The 19,593-nt window shown below is 70.7% G+C and carries 16 protein-coding genes; 14 read left to right on the plus strand and 2 right to left on the minus strand.

The features are described 5' to 3' along the window. The first annotated feature begins 18 nt into the window (after positions 1–18). Both KZJ41_RS07040 and KZJ41_RS07045 read left to right on the plus strand, forming a co-directional pair. Positions 19–1,197, plus strand: coding sequence for a thiolase family protein (locus tag KZJ41_RS07040; RefSeq protein ID WP_043797757.1), 1,179 nt, complete (start codon positions 19–21; stop codon positions 1,195–1,197). A gap of 99 nt (positions 1,198–1,296) precedes the next feature. After that, positions 1,297–2,145, plus strand: coding sequence for a 3-hydroxyacyl-CoA dehydrogenase family protein (locus KZJ41_RS07045; protein WP_029541920.1), 849 nt, complete (start codon positions 1,297–1,299; stop codon positions 2,143–2,145). A 76-nt stretch (positions 2,146–2,221) separates the two neighbouring features. Here KZJ41_RS07045 and KZJ41_RS07050 read toward each other — a convergent pair whose 3' ends face one another. Together KZJ41_RS07050 and KZJ41_RS07055 are read right to left on the minus strand one after the other, a co-directional pair. Beyond that, complete coding sequence (locus KZJ41_RS07050) at positions 2,222–3,586, minus strand: aromatic acid/H+ symport family MFS transporter (RefSeq protein WP_029541921.1); 1,365 nt, start codon at positions 3,584–3,586, stop codon at positions 2,222–2,224. A gap of 339 nt (positions 3,587–3,925) precedes the next feature. Beyond that, positions 3,926–5,077: an acyl-CoA dehydrogenase family protein gene (locus KZJ41_RS07055; RefSeq protein ID WP_006946371.1), complete on the minus strand. Its 1,152-nt coding sequence runs from the start codon at positions 5,075–5,077 to the stop codon at positions 3,926–3,928. A gap of 232 nt (positions 5,078–5,309) precedes the next feature. Here KZJ41_RS07055 and KZJ41_RS07060 point away from each other — a divergent pair, with 232 nt between their 5' ends. The 12 genes from KZJ41_RS07060 (at position 5,310) to KZJ41_RS07115 (ending at position 19,490) form a co-directional block, all read left to right on the plus strand. Next, positions 5,310–6,947, plus strand: coding sequence for a Na+/H+ antiporter (locus tag KZJ41_RS07060; RefSeq protein WP_029541922.1), 1,638 nt, complete (start codon positions 5,310–5,312; stop codon positions 6,945–6,947). A 68-nt stretch (positions 6,948–7,015) separates the two neighbouring features. After that, positions 7,016–9,343 carry a carbon starvation CstA family protein gene (locus KZJ41_RS07065; RefSeq protein ID WP_006946367.1) on the plus strand — a complete coding sequence of 776 codons (2,328 nt, stop codon included), beginning with the start codon at positions 7,016–7,018 and terminating at the stop codon, positions 9,341–9,343. Further along, positions 9,336–9,539: a YbdD/YjiX family protein gene (locus KZJ41_RS07070; protein WP_044476511.1), complete on the plus strand. Its 204-nt coding sequence runs from the start codon at positions 9,336–9,338 to the stop codon at positions 9,537–9,539. Before KZJ41_RS07065 ends, KZJ41_RS07070 begins: the two co-directional genes overlap by 8 nt. Before the next feature lie 97 nt (positions 9,540–9,636). After that, positions 9,637–10,029 (plus strand): MmcQ/YjbR family DNA-binding protein, encoded by a 393-nt coding sequence (locus KZJ41_RS07075; RefSeq protein WP_006946363.1) that lies wholly within the window; start codon positions 9,637–9,639, stop codon positions 10,027–10,029. Beyond that, entirely contained in the window at positions 10,026–11,243 is a 1,218-nt protein-coding gene (locus KZJ41_RS07080; RefSeq protein ID WP_065922924.1) for a sensor histidine kinase, read from the plus strand. The genes KZJ41_RS07075 and KZJ41_RS07080 overlap by 4 nt, the downstream gene beginning before the upstream one ends. 88 nt (positions 11,244–11,331) lie before the next feature. Further along, on the plus strand, positions 11,332–12,120 hold the full coding sequence (locus KZJ41_RS07085; protein WP_006946359.1) for a LytTR family DNA-binding domain-containing protein: 789 nt from the start codon (positions 11,332–11,334) through the stop codon (positions 12,118–12,120). A 110-nt stretch (positions 12,121–12,230) separates the two neighbouring features. After that, positions 12,231–12,536: a hypothetical protein gene (locus KZJ41_RS07090; RefSeq protein WP_202917667.1), complete on the plus strand. Its 306-nt coding sequence runs from the start codon at positions 12,231–12,233 to the stop codon at positions 12,534–12,536. 7 nt (positions 12,537–12,543) lie between these two features. Next, positions 12,544–14,355: a cation acetate symporter gene (locus KZJ41_RS07095; RefSeq protein WP_006930241.1), complete on the plus strand. Its 1,812-nt coding sequence runs from the start codon at positions 12,544–12,546 to the stop codon at positions 14,353–14,355. Positions 14,356–14,515: 160 nt separating this feature from the next. Further along, positions 14,516–14,878: a DUF485 domain-containing protein gene (locus tag KZJ41_RS07100; protein WP_006930250.1), complete on the plus strand. Its 363-nt coding sequence runs from the start codon at positions 14,516–14,518 to the stop codon at positions 14,876–14,878. Continuing rightward, entirely contained in the window at positions 14,875–16,509 is a 1,635-nt protein-coding gene (locus KZJ41_RS07105) for a cation acetate symporter (RefSeq protein ID WP_006930252.1), read from the plus strand. The genes KZJ41_RS07100 and KZJ41_RS07105 overlap by 4 nt, the downstream gene beginning before the upstream one ends. Positions 16,510–16,579: 70 nt before the next feature. Further along, positions 16,580–17,011: an SRPBCC family protein gene (locus KZJ41_RS07110; protein WP_006930253.1), complete on the plus strand. Its 432-nt coding sequence runs from the start codon at positions 16,580–16,582 to the stop codon at positions 17,009–17,011. A gap of 217 nt (positions 17,012–17,228) precedes the next feature. After that, positions 17,229–19,490 (plus strand): ATP-dependent DNA ligase, encoded by a 2,262-nt coding sequence (locus tag KZJ41_RS07115; protein WP_065922923.1) that lies wholly within the window; start codon positions 17,229–17,231, stop codon positions 19,488–19,490. Positions 19,491–19,593: the final 103 nt, after the last annotated feature.

Consider the following 19,593-nt stretch of genomic DNA (forward strand, 5'->3'; position numbering starts at 1 on the left):
CGGAAGGGAGATCTACGGATGATCGACGTCTACGTCGTCGACGGAGTCCGCACACCGCAGGGCCGCTACGGCGGCGCGCTCGCCCCGGTGCGGCCCGACGACCTGGCCGCACTCGTCGTCGGCGAGGCCGTCGCGCGCAGCGGCGTCCCGGCCGACGCGATCGACGAGGTGATCCTCGGCGCCACCAACCAGGCCGGCGAGGACAACCGCAACGTCGCCCGCATGGCGGTGCTGCTCGCCGGCCTGCCGCAGACCGTCCCCGGGTACACCGTCAACCGCCTGTGCGCGAGCGGGCTCACCGCTGTCGCCTCCGGGGCCCAGGCCATCCGGTCCGGGGAGGCCGACATCGTCGTCGCCGGCGGGGTCGAGTCGATGACCCGGGCGCCGTGGGTGATGAGCAAGCCCGGCACACCCTGGGCCAAGCCCGGCGCCGTCTTCGACACCGCCATCGGCTGGCGGTTCACCAACCCGCGCTTCGACGACACGACCACCCTGTCGATGGGCGAGACGGCCGAGGAGGTCGCGGCCCTGCACGGCATCACCCGAGAGGCGAGCGACGCGTTCGCGGTCCGCAGCCACCGGCGCGCTCTCGCCGCCATCGACGCCGGCCGGTTCGAGAAGGAGATCGTCCCGGTGCCGGTGCGCGACGGCGTCGTCGACGTGGACGAGGGCCCGCGGCGCGGGACCGACGAGGAGAAACTCGCCCGCCTGAAGCCGGTGTTCCGGGCCGGCGGCATCGTCACCGCCGGCTCGTCGTCGTCGCTGTCCGACGGCGCGTCCGCGCTGGTGCTCGCCGGCGCCGACGCGGTGCGCCGGCACGGGCTGACGCCGCGCGCCCGGATCGTCGGCAGCGCCTCGGCGGCGCTCGCCCCGCACATCATGGGCCTCGGCCCGGTCCCCGCCACCCGCAAGCTGCTCGACCGCACCGGCTGGACCCTCGACGGCATCGGCGCGATCGAGCTCAACGAGGCCTTCGCCGCCCAGTCGCTCGGCGTCATCCGCGAACTCGGCCTGGACGAGGACCTCGTCAACGCGGACGGCGGCGCCATCGCGCTCGGTCACCCGCTCGGCTCGTCCGGGGCGCGCATCCTCGTCACCCTGCTCGGCCGCATGGAACGCGAGGGCGCGGCGCGGGGCCTGGCCACCCTGTGCGTCGGTGTCGGCCAGGGCGTGTCGCTGGCGGTGGAGGCGCTGTGAGCGACCACATCATCTCGACGATCCCGCCCGGGCGGTGCGGTACGGGGCCGTGGACAGGTAGAAACGCATGACCCGATTCCTGGAGAAGAGGACCAGCAGATGACAGGACTTCCCGACCGTGTTGCCGTGATCGGCGGAGGCCGCATGGGCGTCGGCATCGCCCATGCCTTCGCCGCGCTCGGCGCGACCGTGACCGTGTCCGAGACCGGCGACCTGGATGCCGCGCGAAAGCGGCTGACGGACAGCCTCTCCCGCGCGGCCGAGCGCGGCAAGCTCGTCGATCCGCTCGACGTGGTGGCCGGCCGGGTCGCGTTCGTCGCGTCGGTGGCCGAGCTGCCCGGCGACACCCGGCTGCTCGTCGAGGCGGTGCCCGAGGAGCCCGGCCTGAAGAGGCGCGTGCTCGCCGACGCCGAGCGCGTCGTGCCCGACGACGCGGTGATCGCCACCAACACCAGCTCGCTGTCGCCGACGGAGCTGGGCGCCGCCCTGAGGAACCCGTCCCGGTTCCTGGGCATGCACTTCTTCAACCCGGTGCCCGCGTCGGAGCTGGTGGAGATCGTGCGCGCCGAGACGACCTCCGACGCGCTGGTGCGCGACGTCGCGGGCTGGGTGGAGCTGCTCGGCAAGACGCCCGTGGTGGTGCGCGATTCGCCGGGCTTCGCCACCAGCCGCCTCGGCGTGCTGCTCGGCCTGGAGGCGATCCGGATGCTCGAGGAGGGCGTGGCCGACGCCGAGTCGATCGACCGGGCAATGGAATTGGGGTACAAGCATCCGATGGGCCCGCTGCGCTCGACGGATCTCGTGGGCCTGGACATCCGGCTGGCCGTCGCGGAGTACCTGCACGGCACCCTGGGGGAGCGGTTCGCGCCGCCGCAGTTGCTGCGCGACAAGGTGGCCCGCGGCGAGCTCGGCCGCAAGTCCGGCCGCGGCTTCTACGACTGGAGCTGAGCGGGCAAGGATCCGACGTCCACGCACGAACGGGGGCGGGTCCGTAACCACGGACCCGCCCCCGTTCCGGGTGCGGTCAGTCGACGGTCACCATGGCGGGCTCGGCCGCCCGGTGCGTCCCGCTCGGGCTTGTCGCGACGCTCTCGTGGCGGGTGGGCACCAGCACGGTGAGGCCCGCGCCGAGCAGCGCAATGCCCGCGAAGATGTAGAAGGCGATGTTGCTGCTCAGTCCGGCGCCGAGGATCAGCCCACCGACGAGCGGCCCGAAGATCCCGCCGAGACGGCCGAATCCGGCGCACCACGCGACGCCGGCGGCGCGTGCCGTGGTCGAGTAGTAGTTGGCGACGAAGCCGTAGATGAGGATCTGGGTGCCGATCCCGCCGATACCGGCCGCCGCGACCGCGCCGAGCAGCACCGCCAGCGGCAGGTCGAGGGTGAGCACGATGAGCGACAGCACCGCGAGCAGGAACGTGCCGACGATGACCCGCTGCGGGCCGGTGCGATCCGCCGTCCGGGAGGCGAGCACAACGCCGGCGATCGCGCCGCCGTTGAGCACCAACAGGAATGCCAGCGAGTTCTTCGCGTCGAATCCGGCGTTCTCCATGATCTTCGGCAACCAGGTGTTGAGCCCGTACGTGAGCATGATGCCGCCGAAGCTCATCAGGCCGAGCAGTGCGGTGCCGAGCGCGTACCGGCGGGTGGCCAGCGCGGCGAATCCGACCTTCTGGGCACCCGCCCGCTCGACGACGAGTTCTTCGGCTGTCGGAGAAGGGATGCCGGTACGTGCGGTGATCGCGTGGGCCTCGTCGATCCGGCCACGGGCGACGAGCCAGCGGGGCGACTCGGGAAGCCTCAGCAGCACGAGCGGCAGCAGGACCACGAGGGGCAGCGCTCCGATCCAGAACAGGCCGCGCCAGCCGATGGCGTCACGCAGCAGCAGGGCGAGCAGCGACGCCATGACACCGCCGAGGGGGACACCGCAGTAGACGATCGCGTTGTACATGTTCTTCTTGCTGGGCGGCGCGAACTCGGCGACCACCGCGCCGGTGGTGGCGATGAGTCCACCCACGCCGATGCCGGTGAGCAGTCGCATGGCGCCGAACATCGTCACGGAGTGGGTCATCGCCGCGGCAGCCATGCCCACCGAGAACCACGTGATGCTGATCAGTGTCAGCTTTCGGCGGCCGACCCGGTCGCCGAAGGCGCCGGCGAGCAGGGCGCCGATCAGGACCCCGACCAGGGCGTACGAGCCGAGCACCCCGGCCTGTTCGGCAGAGACGGCACCGAGCTGGGTCGGATCCTTCATGAGGATCGGGAGGATGGTTCCGTACACGACCAGGTCGTATCCGTCGAAGACGAGCGCTGCCGTCGCGAGGGCGACGATCCACGTCACCGAGCGTCGATGCTGCGTACTGGTCCAGTCGGCCGAGACAGGGGGCATGAGAACTCCGTGTGTGTCAGGGGGCGAGTTTTCGCCGGGGCGGGTCGGCCCCGTCGGAGCGACAACGATGAGTGAACAAAAATTCGTAGTGGATGAATGCTCATTCATTGTGTTCGACCAGAACGGTAGTGTGGCGCGCGTCACTCTGTCAAGGGTGCGCGTCGAGGCCCTGCCCGGGGTTCCCGGCCGGGGCCTCTACGGCCGATCACGCACAACGCTCGACTGGGAGACCCCAGCCGAGCGTTGTGCGTGATCTACTACCGCCTGACTACCCGCCGGTGTGGCGACGACCCCCCCTCCGGCTCCGCCGGCGATCCCGGGCCCGCCGTCCTGGACGGTCTACAGGAAGGCGCTGATGCCGGTCTCGGCGCGGCCGATGAGCAGCTTCTGGATCTGGCTGGTGCCCTCGTACAGGGTCATCACGCGGGCGTCGCGCATGTACTTGGCGACGGGGTACTCGTCGACGTAGCCGTACCCGCCGAAGAGCTGGATCGCGTTGTTGGCGGCTCGCACCGCAGCCTCGCTGCAGAAGTACTTCGCCTTGGATGCGGCGGTGCCGAACGGTTCTCCGCGCTCGATGAGGTCGGCTGCCCGCCAGGTCAGCAGGCGGCCGGCGTCGGCGTCGACGGACATGTCCGCGATCAGGTCCTGGATCAGCTGGTACGAGGCGATGGGCCGGTCGAACTGCTTGCGGTTCGTCGCGTAGTCGACGGCGGCCTCGAGGCAGCCCTGGATGATGCCGACGCAGCCGGCGCCGACCGAGACCCGGCCCTTGTCCAGCGAGTGCATGGCGATCGAGAAGCCTTGGCCCTCCTCGCCGAGCAGCGCGCTCGCGGGCACCTTCATGTCGGTGAAGTACAGCTCGGCGGTGGCCTGGCCGCGCAGGCCGAGCTTGCCGTGGATCTCCCGGGCTTCGAAGCCCGGGGTGTCGGTGGGAACGAGGAAGGCGGACACGCCCTTCGGGCCGGGACCGCCGGTGCGGGCGAAGACCAGGCACAGGTTCGCCCAGGTTCCGTTGGTGATGAAGATCTTCGACCCGTTGATGATGTAGTGGTCGCCGTCGCGCACCGCGCGGGTCTTCAGGTGTCCGGGGTCGGAGCCGTTGTCGGGTTCGGTGAGACCGAAGCATGCGAGCGCCTCACCCGAAGCGATGCGTGGCAGCCACTCGTGCTTCTGCTCCTCGGTGCCGTGGGACAGAATCACCTTGCCCACCAAGCCCATCGAGACGGACACGATGCCGCGCACAGCGGAGTCGGCGCGGCCGAGTTCCTCCATGCCGAGGCAGTAGGTGATGTAGTCGCCGCCGAGGCCGCCGTACTCCTCGGGGATGGTCAGCCCGAAGAACCCGATCTCGGCGAGCTTGGGCACGATCGAGATGTCCACCGATTCGGCGCGGTCCCATGCGGCCCGGTGCGGGACCACCTCCTTGTCGAGGAACTCGCGTGCGAGTTGCCGGAAACTCTGCTGCTCCTCCGTCAACGCCAGATCCATGTCGACTCCTTGCTGGGGCACCACCGGGGCCTTCGGGGCGGGGTGCGTCGGATTTCGAAAAGCACACGAGCAAAATGAATGCTCATTCACTTGAGGTGAATATACGTTCGTTTCTCGGGGGGTGTCAAGGGTGCGGTGCAGGGCACGCGAGTATCGGTGCCCGGTGGGCTCGGACACCGGGCACTCGGATCGTGCGGCGGCGCCCACCGCCCGTCCGGGTCACAATCGACGGGTGAACGGGACCTGGATCCTCCTCGTCGTCATCGCGGCCGTCGCCGTCACCGGACTCGCGAACCGCGGAAACCTCCAGGCCCCGCTGGTCCTCGTCACCATCGGCTCGATCGCCTCGTTCCTGCCCGGCATGCCGCGGCTCGAGCTGCATCCGGACATCATCCTCGGGGTGGTGCTGCCGCCGCTGCTGTACTCGGCGGCGCTGCGCTTCTCCGTGGCGACCTTCCGCCGGCACCTCGCGCCGATCCTGCGGCTGGGCATCTTCACCGTCCTGGTCACGGCCTTCGCCGTCGCGTTCTCCGCCTCGGCGCTGGTGCCGGATCTGACCCTCGGCGCCGCACTCGTGCTCGGGGCCGTGGTCGCGCCGACCGACGCGGTCAGCGCCGTCGCCGTCGGACAGCGACTCGGACTGCCCAAACGCGTCATCGCGGTCCTCACCGGTGAGGGTCTGGTCAACGACGCGACCGCGCTGACCCTGTTCACCGTCGCGGTCTCCGCCGTCGCCGGCACCCGGGTGCTGGTGGACTCGCCCGTGGTGTTCTTCGGGTACGAGGTGGCCGGCGGCGTGGCGATCGGATTGCTGCTCGCCGTCGTGGTGCACCGGGTGCGCGGCCGCATGTACGACTCGCCGCTGGAAACGGTGCTGGGACTGGTGCTCCCGTTCACCGCCTACCTGGCCGCCGAGGAGATCGAGGCGTCCGGTGTGCTGGCCGTGGTCGCAGCCGGCCTGTACATGGGGCACCGGGCCACCGACGCGTCCGTGGCGACGCGCATCCAGGAACGGGCGGTGTGGGAGAGCCTCGACGTGCTGCTCGAGATGTTCGTCTTCGCCTACATGGGACTGCAGCTGAAGTTCGTGATCGACGAGGTCCGCGAGAGCGGTCTCGACGTGCACCGCGCGTTCCTCTACGCGTTCGCGGTGCTCGGTGTGGTGATCGCGGTGCGGCCGCTGTGGGTGCTGCTGCACTGGGCGCGTCGCCGCCTCACGCGGGAGGTCGGGCTCGACCGGCTGGGGCGCGACCAGTTCACCGGCCGTGAGTACCTGGTGATCTCGTGGGCCGGGATGCGCGGTGTGGTGACCCTCGCGGCCGCCGGGGGCGTGCCGCTCGTCCTGGCCTCCGGCGAGCCGTTCCCCGGTCGCGAGACGATCCAGGTGATCGCCTTCGTGGTCGCGGTCGGCACCCTGCTGATCCAGGGGGCGACGATGCCGGCCCTCATCCGGGTGCTGAACGTCGCCGATCCCTACGAACGGCTGTATGCCCAGGAGCAGATGGAACGTGCGCGGACCATCTCCGGCACTGCCGCCGAACAGCACCTCGCGCTGCTCGCGAAGAATCCGCCCGACGGCGTCGACGCCGAGGCGCTGCAACGCATCCTCGCCCGGGTGAACCGGTCCATGAAGGCCCGCCTCGAAGCGCAGCAGGCCGAGGAGGCCGGTGAGCACGAACCGGCCGTGCCCGACTCGGGCACCCTGTTCGAGAAGCTCCGGCGCTCCGTGCTGCGCGCCCAGCGGCAGGCCCTGATCGCGGCACGCGACAACGGCGACCTCGACGACGAGACGCTCCGCACGGTGCTCGAGGGACTCGACGTCGAGGAGGCGGCCGCGGAGGAACGGCTCAACCGGCGCACCCGGTACTGACCGGGCCCCGGACTGCCGACATCCGCGTTTTCCCGCCGGGGCGGGAGCAGACGATTCTAGGATTCCTTATGGCCGTCGAATCGGTTCCCGAGTCCCCGCCCCGGATCGAATACCTGCGCACGGATCCCGACCTCCCGCCGGTCGGCATCGTCGACCGTTCCCCGATGCCTTCGTCGGCCCGCGTCGTGTTCGTCGTGCTGGCGCTGCTCGGTGGTGTCGCCTGGACGATGATCGCGGTGGTCCGCGGGGAGAACGTCAACGCGGTCTGGTTCGTGATCGCCGCGGTGTGCACGTATCTGATCGCCTACCGCTTCTACGCCAGGCTGGTCGAGAGCAAGATCGTCCAACCGCGCGACGACCGGGCCACCACGGCGGAGATCCTCGAGAACGGAAAGGACTACATCCCGACGGACCGGCGGGTGCTGTTCGGACACCACTTCGCCGCGATCGCCGGCGCCGGTCCTCTCGTCGGTCCGGTGCTCGCCGCGCAGATGGGGTACCTGCCGGGCACCCTGTGGATCATCCTCGGCGTCGTGTTCGCCGGTGCGGTGCAGGATTTCCTGGTGCTGTCGATCTCGTCGCGGCGCCGCGGGCGCAGCCTCGGTCAGATGGCGCGGGAGGAACTGGGCGTCGTCGGCGGAATCGCCGCCATGGTCGCGGTCTTCGTCATCATGATCATCCTCATCGCGGTTCTCGCTCTGGTCGTGGTCAATGCGCTCGCCGAGAGCCCGTGGGGTCTGTTCTCCATCGCGATGACCATCCCCATCGCCCTCTTCATGGGGGTGTACCTGCGTTACCTGCGGCCGGGCCGGGTCTCGGAGGTCTCGCTCATCGGCGTCGCACTGCTCCTGCTGGCCATCGTCGCCGGCGGCTGGGTGGCCGAAACGGACTGGGGAGCCGAGTGGTTCACCCTGTCCAAGGTCACCATCACGTGGCTGATGATCGCGTACGGATTCGCCGCCTCGGTGCTACCGGTGTGGCTGCTGCTGGCGCCGCGAGACTACCTGTCCACGTTCATGAAGGTCGGGACGATCGCGCTGCTCGCCGTGGGTATTCTCATCGTCCGCCCGACCCTGCAGATGCCGGACGTCACCTCCTTCGCTCTCGAGGGCAACGGCCCGGCCTTCGCCGGATCGCTGTTCCCGTTCCTGTTCATCACCATCGCCTGCGGCGCACTGTCCGGCTTCCACGCGCTCATCTCCTCAGGCACGACCCCGAAGCTGCTCGAGAAGGAGAAGCAGACCCGGCTGATCGGGTACGGGGGCATGCTCACCGAATCCTTCGTGGCGATCATGGCGCTGATCACCGCCTGCGTGATCGATCAGCATCTGTACTTCGTGCTCAACGCCCCGGCCGGCGTGACCGGAGGCACTCCCGCCACTGCGGCGGACTACGTCAACGGCCTCGGACTGGGTGCCCCGGATATCACCCCGGAGGCCATCTCCCAGGCCGCCGCCGACGTCGGGGAGGACTCGATCATCTCGCGCACCGGCGGCGCCCCGACCCTCGCGTTCGGGATGTCCAGCGTGCTGAGCGACCTGTTCGGTGGCGACGCGCTGAAGTCGTTCTGGTACCACTTCGCGATCATGTTCGAGGCCCTGTTCATCCTCACGACCGTCGACGCCGGCACCCGCGTCGCCCGCTTCATGCTCTCGGATTCGCTCGGCAACTTCGGGGGACCGGCCCGCCGGTTCAAGGACCCGTCGTGGCGTCCGGGCGCGTGGCTGTGCTCGCTGCTGGTCGTGGCCGCGTGGGGTGCGATCCTGCTGATGGGCGTCACCGATCCACTCGGGGGTATCAACACCCTCTTCCCGCTGTTCGGCATCGCCAACCAGCTGCTCGCCGCGATCGCCCTGACGGTCGTGCTCACCGTGGTGATGAAGAAGGGCCTGTTCAAATGGGCATGGATCCCGGGCGTTCCGCTCGTGTGGGACCTGATCGTGACGATGACCGCCTCGTGGCAGAAGATCTTCTCGGGGGATCCCGCGATCGGGTACTGGACCCAGCACTTCGACTTCCAGGCCGCCAAGGACGCCGGGGAGACCAGTTTCCGGTCCGCGACGAGCCCCGCCGCGATCGACGCGGTGATCCGCAACACCTTCATCCAGGGCACACTGTCGATCGTGTTCGCGAGTCTCGTGCTGATCGTCGCCGTCGCGGGAGCCATCGTGTGCGTCAAGGCGTTCCGGGCCGGAGGGCTGCCCACCACCGAGGCTCCCGACGTTCCGTCGAAGATCTTCGCCCCGGCCGGGTTCGTACCCACGGCCGCCGAGAAACGAATACAGCACCAGTGGGACGTGCTCATCGCGTCCGGACGCGTGCGCGCCCCGGGCGCCGCGCACATCCGTCCCGCTCGCGGCCCCCGCTCGGAGCCGACCGGAGCGCACCATGAGTAGGGTGCTCGCCGCGCTCGCCGCGCGGGGACGAACGGTGCGCTGGTGGATCGGAGCGCTGATGGGCGACCACGACTACGCGCGTTACGTCGCCCACCTGGAACGGCTGCACCCCGGAGCCGAGATCCCCACCGAACGCGAGTACTGGCGCACCCGTTACGCCGCCGCGGACGCGAACCCGGGGGCACGTTGCTGCTGAGGCCTGTGCGGGCACCGGCCGGCGCCGCGCCGATCCGCGTGCACCCGGCCACCGTGTACCCCGCAACGGCGTCGCTGCGGTGGCCTAGCGTGAACTCATGATGAGTCCGCTCGACCGCCTGCGTGCCCTGTGCACCGCGCTTCCGGACGTCACCGAGCGCGTCAGCCACGGCGAACCGGCCTGGTTCGTCCGCCGCTCCCCGCAGTTCGCCACCTTCGCCGACCACCACCACGACGACCGTGTCGCGTTCTGGGCGGCCGCACCCGCGGGCGCACAACAGGATTGGATCGAGCGGGACCCGGATCGCTTCTTCCGGCCGCCGTACGTCGGCACCCGTGGCTGGATCGGGGTCCGCCTCGACGGCCCCGGCGCCACCGGCGACGCCTTCTGGGACGACGTCGCGGACATCGTCGAGGACGCGTACCGCACCGTCGCGCCGAAGACCCTCGTGGCGCGGCTCGACGCCGAGCCGGGACCGGACCCGCGGTGAGCGCAACCCTCGCCGCGCTCCTGGCCGTCGCGTTGCTCGTCGTCGCCGGCGTCACCGTGCTGTGGCTGCGCACCCGGCGCGGCCTGACCACACCGGCCGAACGTGCCGTGCACGCCACCCTGCACACCGCGTCGCTGGCCGCGCGGCCGCTGCGCCGGGGCCTCGACGCGACGTCCGCGCAGGAGGCCGCCCCGCACCTGCGCTCGCTCACCGGCACGTCGTCCGTTGCGCTCGTCGACGCGGACGGCACCCGCTTGGCGTGGAGCGGCCCCTTCGAAGGGCTGTCCGCCCAGTTGCTCGCCGCCGCGAAGCGCGCGATCGCCGACGACCGGCGCGTCCTCGTCGGGCACGGTGACCTCCAGCGCGGTCCGGACGAGCAGGCCGCGCGCGCCGTGATCGTGCAGCCGCTCGTCATCGACAACGTCGGGGTCGTCGGTGCGCTCGGCGTCGTGACCACCACCGAACCCGGCCCGGCTCTGCTCGGCGTGCTCACCGAGGTCGCCCGCTACGCCTGCAGCCAGATCGAACTCGCCGAACTCGACGCCTCCCGCGCCCGCCTCGACCGCGCCGAGGTGCTGGCGCTGCGCGCTCAGATCAGCCCGCACTTCATCTACAACGCCCTGGGCACCGTCGCGTCGTTCGTGCGCACCGACCCCGAACGCGCCCGCGAACTGCTCCTCGAATTCGCCGACTTCACCCGGTACTCGTTCCGCGCGGCCGGGGAGTACACGCTGCTCGCCGACGAACTGCGCAACATCGACCGGTATCTCACGCTCGAGCGGGCCCGGTTCGGCAACGCCCTCGAGGTGCGGCTGCAGGTCGCGCCGGAGGTGCTCAACGTGGTGCTGCCGTTCCTCGCCCTGCAGCCCCTCGTCGAGAACGCCGTGCGGCACGGCATCGCGGGCAAGAGCACCCGCACCGGCACCATCAGCATCGTCGCCGCGGACGAGGGCACCGACTGCGTCATCAGCGTCGAGGACGACGGCGTCGGCATGGACCCCGAACTCCTGCGCTCCGGCGATCTCGACGCCGTCGCCGAGGGACAGGGGCGCACCAGCGCCAAGGAGGCGGCGCACGTGGGACTGGCCAACGTCGACGATCGCCTGCGCGCAGCGTTCGGCAACGACTACGGCCTCGTCGTCGAGACGGCGCCGGGGGCCGGAACGAAGGTCAGCATGCGGGTGCCGAAGTTCCGGCCCGGGATACGGGCATGACGCGACCCTTCCGCCACCCGGCCCCGCTCCGCGCGAGTGGACCGGTCCGCTCCGCGCGGACGGTCCGGCATGGCACGATGGACCGGCTGTGAACGACACCACCGACACCCTCACCGTGCTGGCCGTCGACGACGAACCGCCGGCCCTCGACGAGCTCGCGTACCTGCTGCGGCGACGCGAGGAAATCGGCCATGTCCACACCGCGGGCGAGGCGACCACCGCCCTGCGGCTGCTGCGCGACGGCGGGATCGATGCGGTGTTCCTCGACATCAACATGCCCGGCCTCGACGGCCTGGAGCTCGCCGGCATCCTGCGCAACTTCGCGAACCCGCCCGCCGTTGTGTTCGTGACCGCGCACGACGACCGTGCGGTGGCGGCCTTCGACCTCGGCGCGGTCGACTACCTGCTCAAACCCCTGCGCGAGGAACGTCTCGCCGAGGCGGTGCGCCGCATCGCCGAGCGCCGCCGCACCCGCGAAACCGAATCCGCCGCCGCGGGCGCGGCCGCGGCGGACGAGGTGATCCCCGTCGAACTCGGCGGCGTGACCACACTGGTGCCGCGGTCGTCGGTGCAGTGGGTCGAGGCCGACGGCGACTACGCACGCCTGCACACCGGCACCGGCTCCCACCTGGTGCGCATCCCCATCTCCACCCTCGAGAGCCGCTGGGCAGACGCCGGGTTCCTGCGGGTGCACCGCTCCTACCTCGTGTCGCTGCCCCTGGTGACCGGCATTCGCAGCGTCGGCTCCGGCCTCGTCGTGTGCCTGCGGGCCGAGGAGGGCAAGCCGCCCGTCGAACTGCCGGTGAGCCGTCGCCACACCCGCGAGCTCAAGGACCGCCTGATCCGCGGACCGATGCAGACCTGGACGACCAGATGAGTCCGTCCGGCAACCCGCCGCCGCATGGTTCGGGCGGCCCGCCGCCGCGTGGTTCGGGCGGCCCGCCGCCGCGCGAACGGGTGGTGCTCGCCCAGCGCCGCGGCGCCCGCATGGTGCGCACCCGCGTGGAGGTCCAGGAACAGACCGAGGTCGGGGAGGCCATGGTGCGCGGCCTGGTCCGAGCCCAGCTCGGCCTCGCCGCGCGGCTCTCGCTCGTGGCGGTGTGCCTGCTGTGTGCCCTGCCGCTGCTGTTCCACTTCGTGCCGCGCCTGACGGACCTGACGGTGCTCGGCATCCGGTTGCCGTGGCTGCTGCTCGGATTCGTCGGATACCCGCTGCTGCTCGGCATCGGCGGGCTCTACGTCCGCCTGGCCGAACGCAACGAGCAGGACTTCACCGACCTGGTCGACGACTGAGCGGCTCATGGATACCGGTTCGATCCCCGTCGTCACCGTCATCGGGCTCGTCGCCGCAGCCGCCGCCACCGTCGCGATCGGCATCTACGGAGTCCGGCTGGCCCGCACCACCTCCGACTTCCTCATCGCCTCCCGCAGCGTCGGCCCCCGCTGGAACGCCGCCGCCATATCCGGTGAATACCTCTCCGCCGCCTCGTTTCTCGGAGTGGCCGGGCTGATCGCCAAGTACGGTGCCGACGCCCTGTGGTATCCGGTGGGCTTCACGGCGGGCTACCTGGGCCTGCTGCTGTTCGTCGCCGCGCCGCTGCGCCGGTCCGGCGCCTATACGGTGCCCGACTTCGCGGAGTTCCGGCTCGGCGCGCGATGGCTGCGCACCCTGGCGATGGTGATCGTCGCCGTCGTCTGCGTGCTCTACCTCGTCCCCCAGTTCCAGGGCGCGGGACTGACCCTGAACATCCTGCTCGGCGTCCCCGACTGGGTCGGCGTCGTCGCGGTCGGCTTGATCGTCGTCGGCAACGTCGTCGGTGGCGGCATGCGCTCGATCACCTTCGTCCAGGCGTTCCAGTACTGGCTCAAGCTCACCGCCGTCGCGGTGCCGGCCCTCGTGCTCGCCGTCCACTTCCTCGACGACGACCGCGCCGTCGGGCAGCCGGCGCCGCCGACGGTCACCGAGCGCACCACCGTCGACGTCACCACCGACGTCGTCGTCCAGGTCGGCGAGCCTCTCGAGGTCGCCGCCACCGGACGGGTCGACGGACGGACCGTGGACGGCACCGTGCTGCTCGCGCCCGGCGAGCACGAGGTGGCCGCCGGCACAGCGCTGGTGCTCGAGCCCGGCGCAGCCGTGCCGGTGGTGGCCGGGGCACCCGCCACCAACGACGACTGGGCCGCGCCCGGCGGCGGGATCGGCGGCGCGCACCCGATGTTCCAGGTGTATTCGCTGATCCTCGCCACCTTCCTCGGCACCATGGGGCTGCCGCACGTGCTGGTGCGCTTCTACACCAACCCCGACGGGCGTGCGGCCCGCATGACGTCGCTCGCGGTGATCGCCCTGCTCGGCGTGTTCTATCTGTTCCCGACGCTGCTCGGGGTGTTCGCGCGCCTGTACGTGCCGCAACTGCTCATCACCGGCCGCTCGGACGCGGCCGTGCTGCTGCTGCCGGGGTCGGTCCTGTCCGGCTGGGGCGGCCAGCTGCTCGCCGCGCTCGTCGCCGCCGGCGCGATCGCGGCGTTCCTGTCCACGTCCTCGGGGTTGCTGGTCAGCGTCGCCGGCGTGCTGTCCACCGACGTGCTGCGGGGGCGGGTGCGGGACTTCCGGATCGCGGCCGTCCTCGCCGGCCTGGTGCCGCTCGGCCTGTCGCTGGCGGTGACGTCGCTGGACCTGTCGCGGGCGGTGGGTCTGGTGTTCGCGGTGGCCGCCTCCACGCTGTGTCCGCTGCTGATGCTCGGCATCTGGTGGCGCGGGCTCACCGCGGCCGGGGCGGCCGCGGGCATGGTGGTCGGCGCGGTGGTGGCCGGCGGCGCGGCCCTGGTGGTCGTGCTGGTGCGCATCGACCCCGGGACGGGCGGAGGCTGGCTCGCCGCCGTCATCGGCTACCCGGCCGCCGTGAGCGTGCCACTCGCGTTCGTCACCATGGTCGTCGTCAGCCTCGCCACCCGATCCCGCGTCCCGGCGGACATCGGTCGCGTCTTCTCCCGCATGCACGTGCCCGAGCGGCTGGGGATGGGCCGGGACCGGGAGCTCGGGGCGTTCGAGGACACCGGCGACCCCGCGGACCGGCGCGGACCCGGAAAGTCGCCCCGGCCGCGAGGCCACTGAGCCGCCACTCGTCGCGCCCGGGGGACCGTTCGCCGCACCGGTCGACAGCTCGGCGTGTGACCGGTGCCACCATCTTCTCGTGTGACTCTCGTCTCATTACGGTCTACTGGTAGTACGTCTCACAGGGGCGATCCCTGAAGCCACGACCAAGGAGTCGGCAGTGACCACAGCTCACCTCGGCAAGGGCGGGGCGCTCGAGCGCCGCACGCCCGATGCGCAGGACTTCGTCGACATGCAGGCGAGTCCGGAGTTCCAGGACTTGCGCCGCCGGCTCCGGCGGTTCGTCTTCCCGATGACGGGACTCTTCCTCACCTGGTACTTCGTGTACGTCCTGCTGGCCACCTACGCCGCCGACTTCATGGCGACCAAGGTGCTCGGCAACATCAACCTCGGCCTGATCCTCGGACTCGCGCAGTTCGTATCGACCTTCGTCATCACCGCGCTCTACGTGCGGTTCGCCAACCGTGACCTGGATCCGCGGTCCGCCGCGATCCGTGAAGAGCTGGAAGGACCGGCCCAGTGACAGTTCTGGCCCAGGGTGCCACCGACGTCGGCAACCCCCTGTTCAACATCGCGATTTTCGTCGCATTCGTCGTCGTGACGATGAGCCTGGTCATCCGGGCCAGCCGCTCCACCAAGAAGGCCTCGGACTTCTACACCGGCGGCGGGCAGTTCTCCGGCCCGCAGAACGGCTTCGCGATCGCCGGCGACTACCTGTCGGCCGCGTCGTTCCTCGGCATCGCCGGCGCCATCGCCGTCTACGGCTACGACGGATTCCTGTACTCCATCGGCTTCCTCGTCGCCTGGCTCGTCGCCCTGCTGCTCGTCGCCGAACTGCTGCGCAACACCGGCCGGTTCACCATGGCCGATGTCCTGAGCTTCCGGCTCAAGCAGCGTCCGGTGCGCATGGCCGCCGCGCTGTCCACCCTCGCGGTGTCGCTGTTCTACCTGCTCGCCCAGATGGCCGGTGCGGGCGGCCTCGTCGCGCTGCTGCTCAACATCGACGGCAAGCTCGGCCAGGGCATCGTCGTCGCCGTGGTCGGCGTCCTGATGATCGTGTACGTGCTCATCGGCGGCATGAAGGGCACCACCTACGTGCAGATGGTCAAGGCCGTGCTGCTCGTCGCCGGTGCCGGCATCATGTTCGTGCTCGTGCTGCTCGCGGTCCGCGGCAACTTCTCGCAGCTGCTGGCCGACGCGCAGGCCATGGTGAACAGCTCCACCAACGAGGCCGTCGCCGGCCGCGACGTGCTCGCCCCCGGCGCCAAGTACGGCATCAGCGACATGACCCGGCTCGACTTCGTCTCGCTCGGCATCGCCCTGGTGCTCGGCACCGCCGGCCTGCCGCACGTGCTGATGCGCTTCTACACCGTGCCCACCGCCAAGGAGGCCCGGCGCTCGGTGACCTGGGCCATCGCCCTGATCGGCGGGTTCTACCTGTTCACCCTGGTGCTCGGCTACGGTGCCGCCAAGATGGTCGGACCGGACGTCATCCTTGGCGCCCCCGGCAAGGAGAACTCGGCCGCGCCGCTGCTCGCCTTCGAACTCGGCGGCACCATCTTCCTCGGCATCATCTCCGCCGTCGCGTTCGCCACGATCCTCGCGGTCGTCGCCGGCCTCGCGATCACCGCGTCCGCGTCCTTCGCCCACGACATCTACGCCAGCGTGATCAAGCGCGGCAACGCCTCCGAGGAGGATCAGGTGCGGGTCTCCCGCATCACCGTCGTGGTGATCGGCGTGGTCTCGATCGTGCTGGGCATCCTCGCGATGGGCCAGAACATCGCCTTCCTGGTGGCCCTGGCCTTCGCAGTCGCCGCGTCCGCCAACCTGCCGACGCTGCTGTACTCGCTGTTCTGGAAGAAGTTCAACACCACCGGCGCCCTGTTCAGCATCTACGGCGGCCTGGTCAGCTGCCTGCTGCTCATCGCCTTCTCCCCGGCGGTGTCCGGCAAGCCGTCCTCGATGTTCCCGAACGCGGACTTCGCCCTCTTCCCGCTCGCCAACCCCGGCATCGTGTCGATCCCGCTGGCCTTCGTCCTCGGCATCGTCGGTACCTACATCGGCCGGCGCAAGCTGGAGGACCCGGCCAAGCAGGCCGAGATGGAGGTCCGCTCCCTCACCGGTGTCGGTGTCGAAAAGGCTGTCGCCCACTAGGCAACACCCACGAAGCGGGACGCAGGGTCGATCACCCTGCGTCCGCGCTTCGGCGTCTACGCTGCGGGGCATGGCCAAACTCGAGGTATCGACCGACCTTCCGCTCGAACCGCACGTGACCTGGGTGCGGGCGTCGGACCTGCACGGATTCGACGAATGGCTGACCATCCACGACGGGTGGCGCAGCGACCTGCCGAGCGAACTCGTCGTCGGCACCACCGCCGAGTCCGTCGTCTCGGTCAAGGGCATGCGCAACCGGGTCGCGTGGACCGTCCGGGAGATCGACTCGCCGCACCACCTCGTGCTCCACGGTTCCGGCAAGGGCGGCACCCGGTTCAAGCTGCGGATGACCGTCCGGGCCGCCGGGATCGGCTCCGTGCTCAGCCTGAACATCGACCTCGGCGGGGCGCCGCTGTTCGGGCCGATCGGCTCCGGCGTCGCGCGGGCCCTGCACGGCGACATCGAGGCCTCGCTGCGCCGGTTCGCCGAACTCTACAGCTGAGCCGCAGCGCCGAAGGCGCTCATGGGTCCCAGCACCGAAGGTGCCCATGAGCGCAGCGCCGAAGGCGCTCATGGGTCCCAGCACCGAAGGCGCTCATGGGTCCCAGCGCCGAAGGTGCTCGTGAGCGCAGCACCGAAAGCGCCCTCCGCGCGGGCGACACGCCGGGGACCGGCGCGAGAAGTGCGCGCCCGCGGGCCGCGCTCGGCAGAATGAGGCGATGACGACCCGCACGTTCGAAGGCCGTCGTCTGAACCTGACGAACCTCGACAAGGTGCTGTACCCGAGCACGGGCACGACGAAGGCCGACGTGGTCGACTACTACGTCGCCGTCGCCCCGGTGCTGCTACCTCACGTCGCGGGCCGGCCCGGCACCCGCAAACGCTGGCCCGAGGGTGTCGGCGGCGAGTCGTTCTTCGAGAAGAACCTCGCCTCCCACGCGCCGAAGTGGCTCACCCGCAAGACTGTTCACCACAAGCAGCGGTCGGTGACGTATCCGGTCTTCGACTCCGTGGCGTCGCTGGCCTGGCTGGGGCAGCAGGCGGCACTCGAGCTGCACGTGCCGCAGTGGCGGTTCTCGGGTTCCGTTCCGGGTCCCGCGACGCGGATCGTGTTCGACCTCGACCCGGGGGAGGGGGTCACGCTGGCGCAGTGCGCCGAGGTTGCCCGCCTGGTGCGCGACATGGTCGGCGGGCTGGGCTGGCCGGCCTACCCGGTCACCAGCGGCAGCAAGGGGATACACCTGTATGTGCCGCTCGACCGCGAGCTTGCACCGGGCGGGGCGTCGACCGTGGCGAAGCAGGTGGCGATCAACCTCGAGACGCTGCATCCCGACCTGGTCACCGCCACCATGGCGAAGGCCGTGCGCGGTGGCCGGGTGTTCCTCGACTGGAGCCAGAACAACCAGGCCAAGACGACCATCGCGCCGTATTCCCTGCGCGGTCGGGAGCAGCCGTGGGTCGCCGCGCCCCGCACCTGGGACGAACTCGACGACCCCGGGTTGCACCAATTGCGGTTCGACGAGGTGCTCGCGCGCCTCGAGGCCGGACCCGACCCGCTCGCCGCGCTCGACCCGCCGCTGCCCGAGTCCGACGCCCTGACCGAGTACCGGCACAAGCGCGACCCGTCCCGCACCCCCGAACCCGTCCCCGCCACCGTGGGATCCGGACCGGGCAATTCCTTCGTCATCCAGGAGCACCACGCCCGCCGCCTGCACTACGACCTGAGGCTCGAGCGCGACGGGGTGCTCGCGTCGTGGGCGGTGCCGAAGAATCTGCCGGACGATCCCGGCCGCAACAACCTCGCGGTGCGCACCGAGGACCATCCGCTCGAGTACCTCACCTTCCACGGCGTGATTCCCAAGGGGGAGTACGGCGCCGGCGGCATGACGATCTGGGACACCGGCACCTACGACACCGAGAAATGGCGCGACGACGAGGTGATCGTGCGCCTGCACGGCGCGCGGGTGCAGGGCCGGTACGCGCTGATCCGCACGGCCGGCAACCAGTGGCTCGCGCACCGCATGAAGGACCAGAGCGCGCCGCCGGGCCCGCCGACGAGCTTCCCGCGCGACCTCGAGCCCATGCTCGCGACACCGGGTGAGGTGACCGGTCTCGACGCCGGCGAATGGGCGTTCGAGGGCAAGTGGGACGGCTACCGCGCCGTCGCCGAGATCGAGAACGGGCAGCTGCGGCTGCATTCGCGTTCCGGCCGCGACATCACCGGCGACTACCCCGCTCTCGCCGATCTCACCCGCATCCTCGACGGGCACGAGGTGGTCCTCGACGGCGAGGTGGTCGCGTGCGACACCCTCGGCGTCACAAGCTTCCGGCGGCTGCGGACCGGGGGCACCCCGCAGTACTTCGTGTTCGACGTCCTCTTCCTCGACGGGGTGACCCTGTACCGGAAGCCGTATTCCGACCGGCGGCGCGTGCTCGACGCGCTCGCCGCCGCGGCCGACGGGCTGGTCGTTCCGGACCTGTTGCACGGCAACGGATCCGAAGCGCTGGAGGAGAGCACCCGGCGGGGCTGGGAGGGGGTGGTGGCCAAGCGGCGGAACTCGGTGTACGTGCCGGGTCGGCGCAGCCCCGACTGGGTGAAGTCGAAGAACTGGCTCACCCAGGACGTCGTCATCGGGGGCTGGCGCCTCGGCAAGGGGGCCCGCGCCGGCACCTTCGGCTCGCTGCTGGTCGGCGTGCAGGGCGAGGCCGGGCTGGAGTACGTCGGCCGCGTCGGCACCGGCTTCGACGAACCCCAGCTCGCCGAACTGTCGGCCGCCATGGCGGGTCTGCGGCGCCGCACCACCCCCTTCGCCGGCGACGTCCCGCGCGAGGACGCGCGGGACGCGGTGTGGGTGAGCCCGAAGCTGGTGGGGGAGGTGCGGTTCCGGGAGTGGACCGACGCCGGCAAGCTCTGGCATCCGAGCTGGCGCGGGTTGCGCGACGACATCGACCCGCAGGACGTGGCCCGCGGCAGCGGATGACCGCCCGCCCCGGGTGCCGAAAACCTCACCCCGGGGTGCCTGTCGTCCTCCGGCGCGTTGGCGCACCGTGGTCACACGGCACATCCGCCGACTGTGGCACGGG

This window comes from Rhodococcus sp. 11-3, assembly GCF_023704055.1.
Classification (GTDB): Bacteria; Actinomycetota; Actinomycetes; order Mycobacteriales; family Mycobacteriaceae; genus Rhodococcus; species Rhodococcus aetherivorans.

Excerpts from the sequence above, each read along its gene's own strand:
- KZJ41_RS07070 (WP_044476511.1), top strand. The coding sequence starts at position 9,336 with ATGAGTAGGGTGCTCGCCGCGCTCGCCGCGCGGGGACGAACGGTGCGC.
- KZJ41_RS07095 (WP_006930241.1), top strand. The coding sequence starts at position 12,544 with ATGGATACCGGTTCGATCCCCGTCGTCACCGTCATCGGGCTCGTCGCC.
- KZJ41_RS07115 (WP_065922923.1), top strand. The coding sequence starts at position 17,229 with ATGACGACCCGCACGTTCGAAGGCCGTCGTCTGAACCTGACGAACCTC.
- KZJ41_RS07110 (WP_006930253.1), top strand. The coding sequence starts at position 16,580 with ATGGCCAAACTCGAGGTATCGACCGACCTTCCGCTCGAACCGCACGTG.
- KZJ41_RS07090 (WP_202917667.1), top strand. The coding sequence starts at position 12,231 with ATGGTGCGCACCCGCGTGGAGGTCCAGGAACAGACCGAGGTCGGGGAG.
- KZJ41_RS07075 (WP_006946363.1), top strand. The coding sequence starts at position 9,637 with ATGATGAGTCCGCTCGACCGCCTGCGTGCCCTGTGCACCGCGCTTCCG.
- KZJ41_RS07040 (WP_043797757.1), top strand. The coding sequence starts at position 19 with ATGATCGACGTCTACGTCGTCGACGGAGTCCGCACACCGCAGGGCCGC.
- KZJ41_RS07065 (WP_006946367.1), top strand. The coding sequence starts at position 7,016 with ATGGCCGTCGAATCGGTTCCCGAGTCCCCGCCCCGGATCGAATACCTG.
- KZJ41_RS07050 (WP_029541921.1), bottom strand. The coding sequence starts at position 3,586 with ATGCCCCCTGTCTCGGCCGACTGGACCAGTACGCAGCATCGACGCTCG.
- KZJ41_RS07045 (WP_029541920.1), top strand. The coding sequence starts at position 1,297 with ATGACAGGACTTCCCGACCGTGTTGCCGTGATCGGCGGAGGCCGCATG.
- KZJ41_RS07055 (WP_006946371.1), bottom strand. The coding sequence starts at position 5,077 with ATGGATCTGGCGTTGACGGAGGAGCAGCAGAGTTTCCGGCAACTCGCA.